17 protein-coding genes and 1 pseudogene are annotated in these 15,875 nt (G+C 51.9%); 6 read left to right on the forward strand and 12 right to left on the reverse strand.

Going from position 1 to position 15,875, the window contains the following annotated elements:
* Positions 1-9: 9 nt before the first annotated feature.
* Positions 10-1,842 (reverse strand): excinuclease ABC subunit UvrC, encoded by a 1,833-nt coding sequence (gene uvrC / locus ACOTYN_RS15845; RefSeq protein WP_332957396.1) that lies wholly within the window; start codon positions 1,840-1,842, stop codon positions 10-12.
* Entirely contained in the window at positions 1,839-2,495 is a 657-nt protein-coding gene (uvrY, locus tag ACOTYN_RS15850; RefSeq protein ID WP_332957397.1) for a UvrY/SirA/GacA family response regulator transcription factor, read from the reverse strand. The genes uvrC and uvrY overlap by 4 nt, the downstream gene beginning before the upstream one ends.
* A 370-nt stretch (positions 2,496-2,865) precedes the next feature.
* Between uvrY and ACOTYN_RS15855 the strand changes: the two are divergent.
* Positions 2,866-2,934 (forward strand): annotated as a pseudogene (locus tag ACOTYN_RS15855) (hypothetical protein); the annotation flags it as partial.
* Positions 2,935-2,959: 25 nt separating this feature from the next.
* Positions 2,960-3,184: a DUF2594 family protein gene (locus tag ACOTYN_RS15860; RefSeq protein ID WP_014832453.1), complete on the forward strand. Its 225-nt coding sequence runs from the start codon at positions 2,960-2,962 to the stop codon at positions 3,182-3,184.
* 66 nt (positions 3,185-3,250) lie between these two features.
* Here the strand turns inward: ACOTYN_RS15860 and sdiA are convergent, their stop codons facing one another.
* The 8 genes from sdiA to ACOTYN_RS15900 all read right to left on the reverse strand — a co-directional run bounded on the left by sdiA (position 3,251) and on the right by ACOTYN_RS15900 (position 10,743).
* Positions 3,251-3,973 (reverse strand): transcriptional regulator SdiA, encoded by a 723-nt coding sequence (gene sdiA / locus ACOTYN_RS15865; protein ID WP_176260791.1) that lies wholly within the window; start codon positions 3,971-3,973, stop codon positions 3,251-3,253.
* Positions 3,974-4,194: 221 nt separating this feature from the next.
* Entirely contained in the window at positions 4,195-4,947 is a 753-nt protein-coding gene (gene tcyN, locus ACOTYN_RS15870) for an L-cystine ABC transporter ATP-binding protein TcyN (protein ID WP_176260790.1), read from the reverse strand.
* Entirely contained in the window at positions 4,944-5,612 is a 669-nt protein-coding gene (gene tcyL, locus ACOTYN_RS15875; protein ID WP_332957398.1) for a cystine ABC transporter permease, read from the reverse strand. Before tcyL ends, tcyN begins: the two co-directional genes overlap by 4 nt.
* 21 nt (positions 5,613-5,633) lie before the next feature.
* A complete protein-coding gene (dcyD, locus tag ACOTYN_RS15880; RefSeq protein WP_332957400.1) occupies positions 5,634-6,620 on the reverse strand; it encodes a D-cysteine desulfhydrase in 987 nt (328 codons plus the stop codon).
* Between the two features lie 109 nt (positions 6,621-6,729).
* Positions 6,730-7,527: a cystine ABC transporter substrate-binding protein gene (tcyJ, locus tag ACOTYN_RS15885; protein ID WP_332957402.1), complete on the reverse strand. Its 798-nt coding sequence runs from the start codon at positions 7,525-7,527 to the stop codon at positions 6,730-6,732.
* 86 nt (positions 7,528-7,613) lie between these two features.
* A complete protein-coding gene (fliZ, locus tag ACOTYN_RS15890; protein WP_045269606.1) occupies positions 7,614-8,165 on the reverse strand; it encodes a flagella biosynthesis regulatory protein FliZ in 552 nt (183 codons plus the stop codon).
* A 54-nt stretch (positions 8,166-8,219) separates the two neighbouring features.
* Positions 8,220-8,939, reverse strand: coding sequence for an RNA polymerase sigma factor FliA (locus ACOTYN_RS15895; RefSeq protein WP_014170714.1), 720 nt, complete (start codon positions 8,937-8,939; stop codon positions 8,220-8,222).
* Positions 8,940-9,102: 163 nt separating this feature from the next.
* Entirely contained in the window at positions 9,103-10,743 is a 1,641-nt protein-coding gene (locus ACOTYN_RS15900) for a FliC/FljB family flagellin (protein WP_071922100.1), read from the reverse strand.
* 268 nt (positions 10,744-11,011) lie between these two features.
* On the opposite strand from ACOTYN_RS15900, the gene fliD reads away from it, so the two are divergent.
* From fliD to amyA, 4 genes are all read left to right on the forward strand, one after another.
* Positions 11,012-12,424, forward strand: coding sequence for a flagellar filament capping protein FliD (gene fliD, locus ACOTYN_RS15905; RefSeq protein WP_071922098.1), 1,413 nt, complete (start codon positions 11,012-11,014; stop codon positions 12,422-12,424).
* 30 nt (positions 12,425-12,454) lie between these two features.
* Positions 12,455-12,865: a flagellar export chaperone FliS gene (fliS, locus tag ACOTYN_RS15910; RefSeq protein ID WP_047027682.1), complete on the forward strand. Its 411-nt coding sequence runs from the start codon at positions 12,455-12,457 to the stop codon at positions 12,863-12,865.
* Complete coding sequence (gene fliT, locus ACOTYN_RS15915; protein WP_014884388.1) at positions 12,865-13,236, forward strand: flagella biosynthesis regulatory protein FliT; 372 nt, start codon at positions 12,865-12,867, stop codon at positions 13,234-13,236. The genes fliS and fliT overlap by 1 nt, the downstream gene beginning before the upstream one ends.
* Before the next feature lie 97 nt (positions 13,237-13,333).
* Entirely contained in the window at positions 13,334-14,821 is a 1,488-nt protein-coding gene (gene amyA / locus ACOTYN_RS15920) for an alpha-amylase (protein WP_045135352.1), read from the forward strand.
* A gap of 93 nt (positions 14,822-14,914) precedes the next feature.
* Here amyA and yedD read toward each other — a convergent pair whose 3' ends face one another.
* The gene (gene yedD / locus ACOTYN_RS15925; RefSeq protein WP_014884390.1) at positions 14,915-15,328 is read right to left on the reverse strand and encodes a lipoprotein YedD; all 414 of its coding nucleotides are present in this window, start codon (positions 15,326-15,328) and stop codon (positions 14,915-14,917) included.
* 72 nt (positions 15,329-15,400) lie between these two features.
* Complete coding sequence (gene fliE / locus ACOTYN_RS15930) at positions 15,401-15,715, reverse strand: flagellar hook-basal body complex protein FliE (RefSeq protein WP_014884391.1); 315 nt, start codon at positions 15,713-15,715, stop codon at positions 15,401-15,403.
* Between the last annotated feature and the right edge of the window lie 160 nt (positions 15,716-15,875).

Raw genomic sequence — 15,875 nt, forward strand, 5'->3', positions numbered from 1 at the left:
ACAGAGCCCTCAATGTTTCAACGAGTAGTAGATCTTTTCTGCCAGCCCTTGCGAAATACCCGGCACTTTTGCAATTTCCTCCATGCTGGCGTTGAGTAATCCTTGCAATCCGCCCATATACTTCAGCAGCATCTGGCGACGTTTTGGCCCGACGCCCTCAATGGTTTCCAGAGTACTGGTATTTTTCACCTTCGCCCGTTTTTTACGGTGCCCGCTGATAGCATGGTCGTGCGATTCATCGCGAATATGCTGGATAACATGCAGCGCCGGAGAGTCTGGCGGCAGAGTGAAGCCCTCACCTTCCGGTTCGAAGAACAACGTCTCCAGACCCGCCTTACGATCGGCCCCTTTCGCCACACCTAACAGCAGCGGATGATTTTTGTCCCACTCAACGTCGAGTGATTCAAATACCGTTTTCGCCTGGCCAAGCTGGCCTTTACCACCGTCAATCAGGATCACATCCGGGATCTTGCTCTCTTCAATTGCTTTACCGTAACGACGACGCAACACCTGATTCATGGCGGCATAGTCGTCTCCCGGCGTAATGCCGGTGATGTTGTAGCGTCGATACTCGGCGCGAAGCGGGCCATTAGCATCAAAAACGACGCAGGATGCTACCGTCTGCTCGCCCATCGTATGGCTGATATCGAAACACTCCATACGTTTCACTTCCGGCAACTTCAGTAGCGTTGCCAGCGCGGTTAACCGCTGGCTGACCGTCGATTGCTGAGACAATTTTGTGGTCAGCGCCGTCGCCGCGTTGGTCCGCGCGAGCTTCAGATAACGCGCCCTGTCGCCGCGGGGTTTGGTTTGTACGTTGACCCGACGGCCCGCCAGCTCGGAAAGCGAATCGGCCAGCAGGGTTTTATCGTCAAGGTTGAAATCGAGCAGGATCTCCGAGGGGAGCGTGCGCATCTGGCTTCCCTGTAGATAGAACTGGCCGACAAAGGTTTCCACCACTTCCCCCAGCTCGGTGCCACCAGGCACTTTAGGGAAATAGCTGCGGCTGCCGAGTACTTTGCCCTGGCGGATAAACAGCACGTGAACACAGGCCATTCCGGCGTCAAAGGAGACGCCGATAACGTCGAGATCGTCACCGGTATTCGAGACAAACTGTTTCTCGGTGACCCGGCGCACCGCCTGAATTTGGTCACGGATCCGTGCGGCCTCTTCAAACTCAAGTGCGGCGCTGGCTTTTTCCATCCGCGCGATCAGCTGGGTTAACACCTGATCGTCTTTTCCGGCCAAGAACAGGCGTACATACTCCACCTGCTGGGCATACTCATCTTCACTGACCAGCCCGGCAACACAGGGGCCCAGGCAGCGTCCAATCTGGTACTGCAGACACGGACGCGAGCGGTTACGGTAGACACTGTTTTCGCACTGACGAATCGGGAAGATTTTTTGCAGCAGTGCGAGCGTCTCCCGCACGGCATAGCCATTCGGGAAAGGACCAAAATATTCCCCCTTCGCGTGTTTTGCACCACGGTGCATCGCCAGACGCGGATGGGTATCGCCACTGAGAAAGATAAACGGATAGGATTTATCGTCCCGCAACAGCACGTTATAGCGCGGCTGATAGAGCTTTATATAATTGTGCTCAAGCAGCAGGGCTTCGGTTTCAGTATGCGTGACGGTGACATCAATATTATGAATGAGAGAGACCAGCGCTTCAGTCTTACGGGAGGCAAGGTTGCTGCGAAAATAGCTGGAAAGGCGTTTTTTAAGGTCTTTCGCCTTCCCCACATAGATAACCGTACCGCCAGCGTCATACATCCGATAGACGCCAGGCTGGCTGGTTACCGTTTTCAGAAATGCTTTTGAATCGAACACATCACTCACTGACTTAACAACGTCTCCGCATTACATAAACCATGTCGGATGGCCAGATGAGTCAGTTCAACATCACCATGAATGTTCAGTTTACTGAACATTCGATAACGATAGCTGTTCACCGTTTTCGGGCTGAGGTTCAGCTGTTCCGAGATCTCATTTACCTTCTGACCTTTCGTGATCATCAGCATAATCTGCAATTCGCGCTCAGACAAACTGGCAAACGGGGACTCGTTTTTCTCGGGTTCGATCTGGCTCAATGCCATCTGCTGCGCAATGTCAGAGGCGATGTAACGCTGCCCGGCAAACACGGAGCGGATGGCATTGACGACCTCCTGCGGAGCGGCACCTTTGCTCAGGTAACCGGCCGCACCCGCCTGCATCACTTTCGCAAGCAGTGGATTTTCAGTATGCACGGTCAGCATGATGACTTTGGTATCTACGAAGGTACGCGCAATTTTGCGCGTTGCCTCAAGGCCACCGATGCCGGGCATGTTCATATCCATCAGCACCACATCGGCGGAGTTTGTGCGGCACCATTTTACGGCATCTTCCCCACAGCACACCTCTCCGGCAACTTTAATCCCTTTTATATCTTCAAGAATGCGTCGTATCCCTGCGCGCACCAGTTCGTGGTCATCAACAAGAAGGACGTTGATCAAAGGAAATGTCTCCAGAATAGGGATAACGCTACTGAGTGATAATTTGGTTTATATTAACGGTTTTCCTCACAAGATTAAAACGTTAAAAAATCGGCTATTCGATTTTGCTCTCGTTTTTGGAAATTAGCCTGTACAGTCCGTGGAAAGAGAGTCCTTGCCATCAGGGCTTTTGCGCTTTTTTTTAAGCATCCGTATTCAAAAAGTTACAAAAACCTTGCTCCTTTTCCTCGGGGAAAACAGTTTTCAGATTTTTGTAACAATAATTAACGGTAAGCAAACCACTCATAAACAATTAATAGTCATACCAGGGCATCAGTCTACCGCCTGGCGGAGTTTACGCAAATAAACAGCGCAGTAAAAGTACGAAAAACAACCGCTGCATTTTTTGCTACAGCTTGTGGTATACTCCGCCGCCTTGACTTTCGTCGTCGCGCTTTAGCGCCGTTTAATAATGAGGAAAATAAATGAGCACACCTGAATTTGCCACTGCGGAGAATAACCAGGAACTGGCACAGGAAGTAAACTGCCTGAAAGCACTGCTGACGCTGATGCTGCAGGCGATGGGCCAGGCTGATGCTGGTCGTGTGATCATTAAAATGGAAAAGCAAATCGCGCAGATGGAAGACCAGGCGGAATCGGCTGTATTTGCAAACACCGTTAAGCAAATTAAACAAGCGTACCGCCAGTAACAAAAAACGGCTGGATGCACTGCATTCAGCCGTCCGCTCGTCTGTCACGCAGAACGTACTCTCTAATCAGATCAGTCCCGTTGCCGCCGCGTAACAAGCAATCTGGGTTTTGTTGGGTGCATTGAATTTTTTCTGCATATTCTTCTGATGGAAGTTAACCGTATTCTCTGAAATGGAGAGAATGATCGCTATTTCCGCTGACGTCTTCCCTTCTGCAGTCCATTTCAGAATTTCCCGCTCACGCTTGCTGAATTTCATCTCAGGCGGCATCACCATCCCATCTTCAAAACGCAACAGCGTGGTTAATGCCATTTGCACCAGCATTTGCAACCGTAGTTCTATTTCTTCCTGTCTGTACGGCACATCCTGCACACTCGTACGGGAAACCGAGAGGAAACCGAGCGCGTGATTAGGCAGCATCAGACACTGCGTTATTCCCGTGCGTAAACCGTGATCCTGTGCGTTATGCCATAACTCCTGCGCATCTGCGAATAATGCGTCAGTCCAGGGAAGATGACCCTGAATGAAATTCTCCGGCTTTAAAACCGGATCAATCGCGAAATAGTTCGCGGATTGATATTGCGCCATCCACTGCTTTGGATAAGTGGTTTGCAACGAGATCTTGGGTCGCGTAAATGGCACAGGATGGCGCACGCAGAGCGCGTAATAATCGAATTCGAGCGCCTGCGTTTGTCGCTGAAGTTCCTGATATACCTCGTCGGCACAGGTCAATTCCTGAAACCGGAGGAAGCAATCCCGTCGCCAGGTGAAAAAGTCTGAATCCTTCATACTTACTAAAAGAAGCCTCTGAAAAGATAATCATTATTATGGTGAATATAACCTAACACATAAAACTTATTTCTAACCACAAAATATCGGCAATAGCACAATTAACTTTACTATTGATAAGGCTTATCTGCGTAGGGTGGAATAAAAAAGCAGACGCCCGGGGCAACAGGGAGAATAATTTGCTCCAGAAAAGATTTCCGGAGCAAATAAGGACAAAAATGCTACTGCATGAGGAATTTTTCAAGGAACTGGCGGGTTCGCGGCTGTTGAGGATCCGCAAATAAACTTTTCGCCGGCCCCTGCTCCACAATCCGCCCCTGATCCATGAAAATGGCCCTGTCCGCCACGTCACGAGCAAAGCTCATTTCATGGGTCACGATGACCATCGTGCGCTTTTCCTGTGCCAGCTGGCGAATGGTATTCAGCACTTCGCCCACCAGCTCGGGGTCGAGCGCGGAGGTCGGTTCATCAAACAGGATCACGTCAGGGCGCATCGCCAGCGCACGCGCTATCGCCACGCGCTGCTGCTGGCCTCCTGACAGGCGGCGCGGATAGCTGGTCTCTTTATCTGCCAGCCCAACTTTAGCGAGCAGCTCGCGGGCACGCGCCGTCGCGTCCTCTTTTGGCTCACCTTTTACGATGACCGGCCCTTCAATAATGTTTTCCAGTACCGTGCGGTGCGGAAAAAGATTGAAGTTCTGGAACACAAAACCAACATGCTGACGCAGACGGCGAATTAATCCTTTCTGCTGGCTGATGGATTTACCGGTATCAATCGTAATCTCCCCGACCCGGATGGTGCCCCCTTCCGGCTGTTCAAGCAGGTTAATACTGCGCAGCAGCGTCGTTTTTCCCGACCCGCTCGGCCCGATAATCGCCACCACTTCGCCCTGCTCCACTTCCAGATCGATCCCGTGGAGCACCGTTTGACCATGGAATTTTTTCACCAGGTTTTTAACGTCGATAGCACTCATTTTGGATCACGCTCCTGGCGGTTAAGCTGGTTTTCAAAATAGTTTTGCAGAGCAGACAACACCGTTGCCATCACCCAGTAAATCAGCGAGGCAGCCAGATACATGGTGAAGACTTCAAGGGTGCGCGAGGTAATAAGCTGCGCCTGACGGAACAATTCAGGCACCTGAATCGTTGCGGCCAGGGAGGTATCTTTGACCAGGCTGATGAAGCTGTTGCTCAGCGGCGGAAGCGCCACACGCGCTGCCTGCGGCAAAATAGCGCGACGCAATGTTTGCCACGGCGTCATCCCGATACTGGCCGCCGCTTCCCACTGACCTTTATCAATGGACGAGATTGCCGCGCGCAGGGTTTCAGAGGTATAGGCCGCCGTATTGAGCGACAGGCCAATCATCGCCGCCGGGATCGGATCCAGCTCGATACCGAATTGCGGTAGACCGTAGTAGATCATAAAGAGCTGAGCAATAAGTGGCGTACCGCGAAACACGGAGATATAGAAGCGCGCCAGCCAGCGTACCGGCAGAATGGGCGACATACGCATTAAGGCCAGCACGAAGCCCAGCACGAGGCCGAAGAACATCCCGCCAATACTCAGCTGGAGCGTAAATACCGCACCTTTCAGCAGATACGGCAGGGAATCAATAACCAGTTGTGTACTTTCTTGCATTATTATTTTTCGACCTGATTTTTAGACATGAGGATGATAAGCAAACAGCGCGGGCGCCCCGCCGGTGTGCACAAATAAAATCGGCCCTTCATCCTTAAAGCGTTTCTGCGTAATGCCATCTATAAGCCCGGCCATCGCTTTACCCGTATAGACCGGATCAAGCAGTATACCCTCAAGGCGCGCCAGCAGTTTAACCGCCTCCATCCCCTCTTCATTAGGCGTGCCGTAGCCCGGCGCAAAATAGTCATCCCAGAGCAGAATATCGGCTTTTGCCTTAAGCGCCAGCTGCTCTGCCACCGCCTGCTGTAACGTGACCACTTTCGGCTTCTGATCCGCAACGCTGCGGGACACCGTCACGCCTATCAGTTCCACCTCGGGCATCAGCTGCTCCAGCCCCACCGCCAGCCCGGCGTGCGTGCCCGCACTGCCAGACGCGACAACCACGGAGGAGAGGCTCACCGCCCCCTCACACTGCTGCGCGATCTCCAGCGCACTTTCCACATAACCCAGCGCGCCCAGCGCATTCGAACCGCCGACAGGGATAACATAAGGACGAAAACCCTGCGCTTCGAGGCGCGTAGCCAGTTCGTCGAGCTGGGTAGTCGGGTCGGTCAACGCATCGACCATCTCCACCTGCACATTAAACAGATCCAGCAACAGACGATTACCGTTGGTGAGATAATTTTCTGCCCGCGTGCCAATCGGGTTTTCCAGCAGTGCCACGCAATGGAGACCAAGCTTCGCCGCGACTGCCGCCGTCTGACGAACGTGGTTGGACTGGATTGCCCCGGCGGTGATGAGCGTGTCCGCCCCTTCACGCAGAGCATCCGCGGCCAGAAACTCCAGCTTACGCAGCTTGTTGCCCCCCATCGCCATCGGCGTTACGTCATCGCGCTTAATGAAAATATCGCGTCCTACGTAATCAGAAAATCGCGGCAGATACTCCAGCGGAGTCGGCGCGCCGATAAACTCCAGGCGGGGAAAGCGCGTTAAATTCTGTAGTGACATGGGTTCTCCGGTAACTCAGACAAAATGTGATATTTTTCATTATGCACGCAGACGCGTAAGAAATAAAAAAGGCGCTTTTAAAAGCGCCTTTTTTCACGTCAAAGACTTATTAGGTGACGTCTGCGCCGAACCACTTCTCGGAGAGCGCCTTCAGGCTGCCGTCTTTTTGCATATCAGCAATCGCAGCGTCGATCGCTTTCACCAGGTCTTCGTTACCTTTACGGACCGCAACACCGGATTCCTGACGAGAGAACGCATCACCGGCAACCGCCAGAGTGTTGTTGGTTTTCTTCACCAGATCCAGCGCGGCCAGGCGGTCCACCAGAATGGCGTCAATACGGCCTACGCGCAGATCCTGGTATTTCGTCGGGTCATCATCATAGGTACGGATGTCCACGCCCTGAACGTTCTGGCGCAGCCACTCTTCGTAGTTAGTGCCCAGACCGACACCCACTTTTTTGCCTTTCAGGTCGGCCGCGGTTTTGATGGTGCCTTCGTTACCTTTCTTCACCAGCGCCTGAATACCGGACACGGTGTACGGCGTGGAGAAGTCATACTTCTTCTTACGCTCGTCAGAAATGGTCACCTGGTTAATCACCACGTCAATGCGTTTGGAATCCAGCGATGCCAGCATACCGTCCCATTTTGTCGGTTTCAGGGAGGCTTTCACGCCGAGGTGTTTTGCCAGTTCTTCGGCAAATTCCACTTCAAAACCGGTCAGTTTGCCGTCGTCGCCCTGGAAGCTGAACGGAGGATAGGTTCCTTCCAGCCCCACCAGCAGCGTTCCACGCTCTTTTACTTTGTTCAGCAGATTTTCTGCAGCGAACGTTTTCACGCTCATACCCGCAACCAGCGCCACGGCCATAACGCCCATCAACGCCTGACGACCCAGAAGTGCTAATTTCATAAATACCCCGATAGCGTAGAATTTTTACGTAGTGTAGAGAAATCGCCTGCGACGTCAAAGGCGACTGCGCTACATCTTATTCTTTTTTAATATATATCAGAAGTTGTTCCGGCGTGGCCTTTCTGCTTCATCGCACCCGGCATTTGTACCTTATATTGCGCATACTTGCGCAGCGCAATACGGTAGTTGTTGGTGCTGGTGGCAGGCAGCCACGGCTCCAGATTCTCATCCAGATAACCGGTTTTTAGCAGATCGCGAGAGATGTTGTTAACGGTCAGATGCTGTCCAAGGCGGCGCAGGCGAACCACATATTCGCGCACGGTGCCGTGGCTCATCTCCGTTTGTTCAAACAGGAATTGTTTGAAGCCGATAATGTCGAAGAAGTCGCTTTGCTCTTTGCAGTGGAGATCGCCACAGAAACGACAAAGCGCCACCCACTCTTTCTGCTCTTCGAGCCACGCCGCTTGGTCCATCAACGTGTCGAGGCGAGAGATCGCGATTTTATTCACGATCTCGCCACGGCGAACCAGCGTGATACGATCGAGTAGTTTCTTACAGTGGGCGCAATGCGTCTGGCTGTGTTTAAAGTCTTTCAGGTAGCGGCTTAAAGGCCGTCTTTTTGATTGCTGCACCGTCATGATAACTCCTGGTTGTCAATACGTTGTGCGGCATTTTTCGGGTGAAAAAATCACCTATAACTTACCCAGCTTGGTTCGTAAGCGTTTAATGGCCTGGCTGTGCAACTGGCTCACCCGCGACTCCCCCACCTCCAGAACAGCGCCAATCTCTTTGAGATTAAGCTCTTCCTGGTAATAAAGGGTCAACACCAGCTGTTCGCGTTCAGGCAGCGCTTCAATCGCTTCCATTACGCGCTGGCGTAAATTCCCTTCCATTAAATGGTGTAACGGGTTTTCCTGCTGGTGTTCATCCGTCACCAGCTCGATGCTATCGCCATGCTCTTCGCGCCACTCGTCATAAGAGAAGAGTTGGCTATTATTGGTATCGAGCAACATCTGACGATACTCTTCAACAGCAATGCCAAGACGTTCCGCCACTTCGGTTTCCGTTGCGTTGCGTCCCAGTTCCTGTTCCAGCTGCCCCATCGCATGCGCCACTTCGCGGGCGTTGCGGCGAACACTTCGCGGCACCCAGTCACGGCTGCGCAGTTCGTCCAGCATCGCACCACGAATACGCTGAACTGCGTAAGTCGTAAATGCCGTTCCTTGCAGAGCGTCGTATCGGTCAACTGCATTCAATAACCCGATACCGCCCGCCTGTAGCAGATCGTCAAGTTCCACGCTCGCCGGCAAACGCACTTGGAGGCGCAATGCTTCGTGACGCACCAGCGGGACATAACGCTGCCACAGCGAGTGTTTATCCATTACACCTTCAGCGGTATAGAGTGAATTCACGATAAACAGCCCTGCGTTAATTGAGTTATCGGCATGATTATCCGATTCTGCAGGGGTTTCAATTGGGTGAATAGTGGGTGAAATGAGGGGTTATTTGGGGGGTTATGCGAATAGCGCTAAATAAAAAACCCCGCCGAAGCGGGGTTTGAGCATTATCAGGCGATTAGCCCTGCAGCAGAGACAGAACCTGCTGAGGAACCTGGTTAGCTTTAGCCAACACGGAGTTACCCGCCTGCTGGATGATCTGCGCTTTAGACATATTGGACACTTCGGTCGCATAGTCGGCGTCCTGAATACGGGACTGCGCTTCAGACAGGTTGGTGGTAGTGTTGTTCAGGTTGGTCACCGCGGAATCCAGACGGTTCTGGATAGCACCCAGTGAAGAACGGAACTTATCGATGGAGCTGATAGCGTCGTCCAGGGCTTTCAGTGGGTCCTTAGTGGTAGTGGTAGCAGTTTGAGCGTCGGTGGTGATTTTACCATTTGCATCTTTATGCGCAACTTTGCCAGAACCATTGGTGATAGAGCCATCAGTCTGAACGAAATAAGTAGCTGTATTTGTGGTAGTCAATGCAGCGTCATTATCAACATAAACATCGGCAGCACCGCTTTTAACAGCACCGGCGTTATCAACGGTATAGCCGGTAGATGTGGTGTAACCTGCTGCAGCGGCACCGCTCTGCAGTTTGTCAGCGCTGATAGAGGCATTGGTAACATCGATAGTACCAGCCGTACCGCCTGTCAGAGTCAGGGTTTCGCCAGATGCAGTGGTGATAGAAGAAGCAATCGCAGTACCACCGCCGTTAGCCTGCAGACCAGCCAGTGTTGCAACCGGTGGGGTACCCGCGCTGTTCTTGGTCAGGTTGCCGGTAGTATCCAGATACAGAGCGGCACCATCATCTTTAGCGGTTAAAGTACCGTCTTTAGCAATAATGACGTCTTGTTTAGTTGTACCGATAGTAACGGTAGCTGAGGTAGTATCGCCCGCAGCTGGGTTCAGATAGCTCAGAACCTGAGCAGAGGTTGCGCCTGTTACACCAAAAGTAAACTTGTCGTTTGCTTTATCGTAGGTGTAGGTATTTGCTGCACCTGAGAGACCATCAGCAACAGTGCCAGTACTGGTGACGGTTGCACCATTTGCCAGGCTACCCAATACGTCGGCAGAAGATGCAGCTTTAAAGCCTGCAGAACCTGTATACGTATTACCAGCTAAAGTAAAGCCAGCAGCGGTCATATCAGCAGCAGTTGCAACTGCGTTGGCTACGCCACCTTTACCGTTAACGTTAAAACCGCTCAGTTTCAGAGTATTAGAGTCGATTTGTTTCAGGTCGATAGTGATGGTCTGACCATCGTTCGCGCCAACCTGAATTTTCATGGAACCGTCTTTTGCCAGCACATTCACGCCGTTGAACTGGGTCTGACCGGATACGCGGTCAATTTCATCCAGACGGGATTTGATTTCGTCCTGGATGGAGTCCAGGTCAGATTGGGAGTTAGTACCAGTAGAGGACTGAACGGTCAGTTCACGGATACGCTGTAAGTTGTTGTTTATTTCAGACAGTGCGCCTTCAGTGGTCTGCGCAACGGAGATACCGTCGTTGGCGTTACGTGCAGCCTGGGTCAGACCTTTGATGTTAGAGGTGAAGCGGTTAGCAATCGCCTGGCCAGCTGCGTCATCTTTTGCGCTGTTGATACGCAGACCGGATGACAGACGCTCAATGGCAGTAGACATTGAAGACTGGTTCTTGTTGATGTTGTTCTGAGTGATCAGCGAGAGGCTGTTGGTATTAATGACTTGTGCCATGATTTCGTTTCCTGTTGTTCATCAAATCTGTGGATTAGATTTGGGTTTCCACCCTTCGGCTTCATCGCCGTCAAAGGTGTTATCGTCTGGTCCAAAACAACCTTTAGAATTTTTTTCAGGATCGCATCATTTTTTTTAGCCACAGAAATACTCTTCTCTATTAGCGCTATTCTCGCCATTAAAAAAAAGAATCTAACCGTAAACTTTCCTGAGTTGAGGCCGATAACCCCACTATTCGTTCTACGTGTCGTTACATTAAGGAATAAATATGGCAAGTATTTCTACGTTGGGAGTCGGCTCAGGTCTGCAGTTAGGAGACATTCTGGATAGTCTTACCGCTGCACAGAAGGCTCAGTTAACGCCAATCACTAAACAGCAGTCTTCCTACACAGCAAAACTGAGCGCCTACGGCACGTTGAAAAGTGCTCTGGAGTCCTTCCAGACGGCGAATACTGCTTTAAGTAAAGCGGACCTCTTTACTGCAACCACCACTGTCAGCAGCTCAACGGCGTTTAGCGCAACCACCACCGGCAGCGCAATCGCGGGTAAATACACCATTAGCGTGTCGCAGCTCGCTCAGGCCCAAACGCTGACCACATCTAAAACGCAAAGCGACAGCAAATCGGCGATTGCAACCGCGGACAGCAAGATCACCATTCAGCAGGGCGGCGATAAGAAACCCGTCACTATTGATATCAGCGCAGCAAACTCGTCTCTGACCGGCATCCGCGACGCAATCAATAAAGCGGATGCGGGCGTAAGCGCCAGTATTATTAACGTTGGAAACGGTGAGTATCGTCTGTCCATTACCTCTAAAGAGACTGGCGAAGACAATGCGATGACCATCAGCGTCAGCGGCGATTCGGCGCTGCAATCCTTTATGGGTTACAACGGCACGAAAGGTGATGCCAGCAACGGCATGCTGGAAAGCGTTAACGCGCAAAATGCAATGTTGAAGGTAAACAACGTCGACATTGAAAACAGCAGTAACACAATCAGCGATGCGCTGGAAGATATCACGCTAAATCTGAATGATATTACGAGCGGCAACCAGACATTAACCATCACCAACGACACCAGCAAAGCAACCAAAGCGATTAATGACTGGGTTACTGCATATAATTCTCTGCAAGACACCTTTAGCAGCCTGACAAAATATACAGCGGTGGATGCAGGCTCAGACGCACAGAGTAACAGCAACGGCGCGTTGTTAGGTGACAGTACCCTGCGCACTATTCAAACCCAGTTAAAAAGCGTTCTTAACAACCCTCTCTCCAGTTCCAATATCAAAACGCTGGCCCAGGTGGGGATTACCACCGATCCGAGCACCGGCAAGCTGGAAGTTGATAATGACAAGCTTAACGAGGCAATGAAAAACAGCGCGGCCGGTATCAAAGATCTGCTGGTCGGCGACGGTAAAACATCTGGTATCACCACCTCCGTGGGTACAAACCTGACAGGTTGGCTTTCCAGCACCGGCATCATTCAGGCCGCCAAAGATGGCGTCAGCAAAACGCTTAACAATTTAACCAAGCAATATAACGCAGCCAGCGATCGCATCGACACTATGGTAGCACGTTATAAAGAACAGTTTACGCAGTTGGACGTCATGATGAACTCCCTGAACTCCACCAGCAGCTACCTAACACAACAGTTTGAAAATACGTCTTCCAACAAGTAGTAACCGTTAATCAGACCCGAGGGGGATAACATGTACGGCGCAAAAGGCACGCAAGCCTACGCAAAAATAGAAGTTGAAAGCGCGGTGATGAGCGCCAGCCAGCAACATCTGGTTATCATGCTATTTGATGGAGCCCTCAGCGCGCTAGTTCGCGCGCGTCTGTTCCTGCAAGACGGCAATATCCCGGCAAAAGGACTGGCGCTCTCCAAAGCGATTAATATCATCGAAAATGGCCTGAAGGTCGGATTGGATGAAGAGAGTAAAGACGAGCTAACACAGAACCTGATAGCTCTCTATGCCTATATGGTTCGTCGACTTCTGCAGGCCAACCTTCGCAATGATGCCAGTGCCATCGAAGAGGTGGAGAATTTACTGCGCAATATTGCGGATGGATGGAAGGAGGCAGCAGGTATTCCAACTCTTGTCCAGGACGCCGTCTAATGAGTAATGCACCGCAGCTCTATACCCTTTATCAGCAACTCCTTGAGCAGAGCCAGTTGATGTTGCGACTGGCCCGGCAGGGGCTATGGGATGATCTGATCATCTGTGAAACCGACTATGTTAATGCGGTGCACTCACTGGCTCGTCTCACTCAGGAAAGTGAACCTTCGATGCAGATTCAGGAGCAGCTTCGCCCGACGCTGCGGGTGATCCTGGACAACGAAGGCCAGGTAAAAACATTGCTGCAAGCCAGAATGGATGAGCTGGCGAAGCTAGTTGGGCAATCCTCCATCCAGAAAACCGTTCTCTCCACCTACGGTAATCAAGGCGGCCATGTCCTGGTTCCGCAAAGTAATAGCGATATCAGTTAGCCATTTTACTGGCGTACGAGCATTAACCGTTTCGTACGCCAGCATTTCTGCCAAACCTGCGCCATACTTGAGTCTCGCGACCTCATGGAGATGGTGCATGCGCAACCCAACACTTTTACAATGTTTTCACTGGTATTACCCTGCTGGCGGTGAATTGTGGCGCGAAGTCACGGCGTTAGCCCCTAATCTTAATGAAATCGGCATCAATATGATCTGGCTTCCCCCCGCGTATAAAGGTGCGTCCGGCGGGTATTCGGTTGGCTATGACTCATACGATCTGTTCGATCTCGGCGAATTTGACCAGAAAGGCAGTATTGCCACGAAATACGGTGACAAAGCGCAGTTGCTGGAGGCCATTGAGGCGCTGAAAAGCAATGATATCGCCGTGCTGCTGGACGTCGTGGTGAACCACAAGATGGGGGCAGACGAGAAAGAACCTGTCCGCGTTCAGCGCGTGAACGAGCAGGACCGCACGCAAATTGATGATGAAATCATTGAGTGTGAAGCCTGGACCCGCTATACCTTCCCTGCCCGGGCCGGGCAATATTCCCAATTCGTCTGGGATTACAAATGCTTCAGCGGCGTGGACCATATTGAAAACCCGGATGAAGACGGCATTTTTAAAATCGTCAACGACTACACCGGCGAAGGCTGGAACGATCAGGTTGATGATGAGATGGGTAACTTCGATTATCTGATGGGCGAGAATATTGATTTTCGCAATCACGCGGTCACCGAAGAGATCAAATACTGGGCCCGCTGGGTCATGGAACAGACGGGCTGCAACGGTTTTCGTCTGGATGCCGTCAAGCATATTCCCGCCTGGTTTTATAAAGAGTGGATTGAGCACGTCCAGGACGTCGCTGACCAGCCGCTGTTTATTGTGGCGGAATACTGGTCCCATGAGGTGGATAAGCTGCAGGCCTATATTGACCAGGTCGACGGTAAAACCATGCTCTTTGATGCTCCCCTGCAGATGAAATTCCACGAAGCGTCTCGTCAGGGACGGGATTATGACATGAGCCAGATCTTCACCGGTACGCTGGTGGAGGCGGATCCGTTCCATGCGGTCACTCTCGTCGCTAACCACGACACCCAACCTTTGCAGGCGCTGGAAGCACCGGTAGAAGCCTGGTTTAAACCGCTGGCATATGCGTTGATCCTGCTGCGGGAAAACGGCGTGCCGAGCGTGTTTTATCCGGATCTCTTCGGGGCGAGCTATGACGATACGGGTGGAGATGGCGAGACCTACCACATCGACATGCCGGTCATTGAGCAGCTTCACGAACTGATCCTCGCCCGGCAGCGTTTTGCCCACGGCGTGCAGACCCTGTTTTTTGACCATCCTAACTGCATCGCCTTCAGCCGCAGCGGTACGGAAGACGATCCCGGCTGTGTGGTAGTGATGTCGAACGGCGACGACGGCGAGAAAGTGATTTGCCTTGGGGAAAATTACGGCGACAAAACGTGGCGTGATTTCCTCGGCAATCGCGAAGAAACGGTCACCACCGCGGCAGATGGCGAAGGCACCTTTACCTGTAATGGAGGGAGTGTCAGCGTTTGGGTAATAGAAGATGCGCTGTAGAAACAATGCCGGGTGGCGCTGACGCTTACCCGGCCTACGGGACGGTACTTTTGTAGGCCGGGCCAGGCGAAGCTGCCACCCGGCAACAAACGGCTACGGTAGTTTACTCTCCAGCGGGTTTTTGCTCAGGTAATCAGTACATTCCACCGTTGGGCGGTCAACCTTCTGCAACTCCATCCCGTCATACTCAAGCGTCGCGCCATCGCGCTCCAGCGGATAGATATCCAGCTTGCGGGTAACGTTGTAGTAGCTGTCTGAACGCAGCATGATTTTACCCGGCACGGCAATCACACGCTGCCACTGGCGGCAGTCCAGCGTATCGCCCTCTTCGGTCACCACCAGCGTGGCAATCGCTTCAGGACTGACCAGGCTACTCTGCGGTCCTTTTGACTGCCAGTATCCCGCCAGATGCGCCGGGACAGGATGCTTAATCACATCCTGATAGTTATCGACCTGTACGCACCCGGTCAGTGCCAGCAGCGCGCCAGCAATTGCTATTTTTTTCATCATCTTTCCTGCTTTCGAAGAAAAAAATATTGTGGCATTAAAGCGCTGCGGCTGCCAGCGAAGATAAAGGGCTTAAACCTGCATGCCCATCACTTCCTGATACGCCGACACCAGTTTATTTCGCACCTGAATCCCCATCTGGAGGGAAACCGTGGCTTTCTGCAAATCGGCCATCACATCATTCAGCGCCACGCCCGGCTCACCGAGGGTGAATTTCTCCGCCTGGGTACGCGCCGCGGTCTGGGTATCGCTGATACGGTCAAGAGCGGCATGCAGTTGCCCCGCAAAGCTGATGGTCGGCTGTTGTTCTGCCACATTCTGATTACGGGCCGTCATCGCCGTTGCCTGCAACTGACTGATTACCCCTTCAATGCCCTGTATAGCCATGACTCTCCCCTGGATGGTTTTTTACGCGGTCAAGACTAACAGCTTGTCAATAAGATAATGGCGGTAAATAGCGTGAAAAAACCAGGTTATTTGACGCATAGAAAATCCGGAATCATCAAATAATGGCAGGGCCATCAATATGGAACTTTTGTCGTGTTTG

The organism is Enterobacter cloacae complex sp. IR5458 (assembly GCF_049238025.1).
GTDB classification, from domain to species: domain Bacteria; phylum Pseudomonadota; class Gammaproteobacteria; order Enterobacterales; family Enterobacteriaceae; genus Enterobacter; species Enterobacter kobei.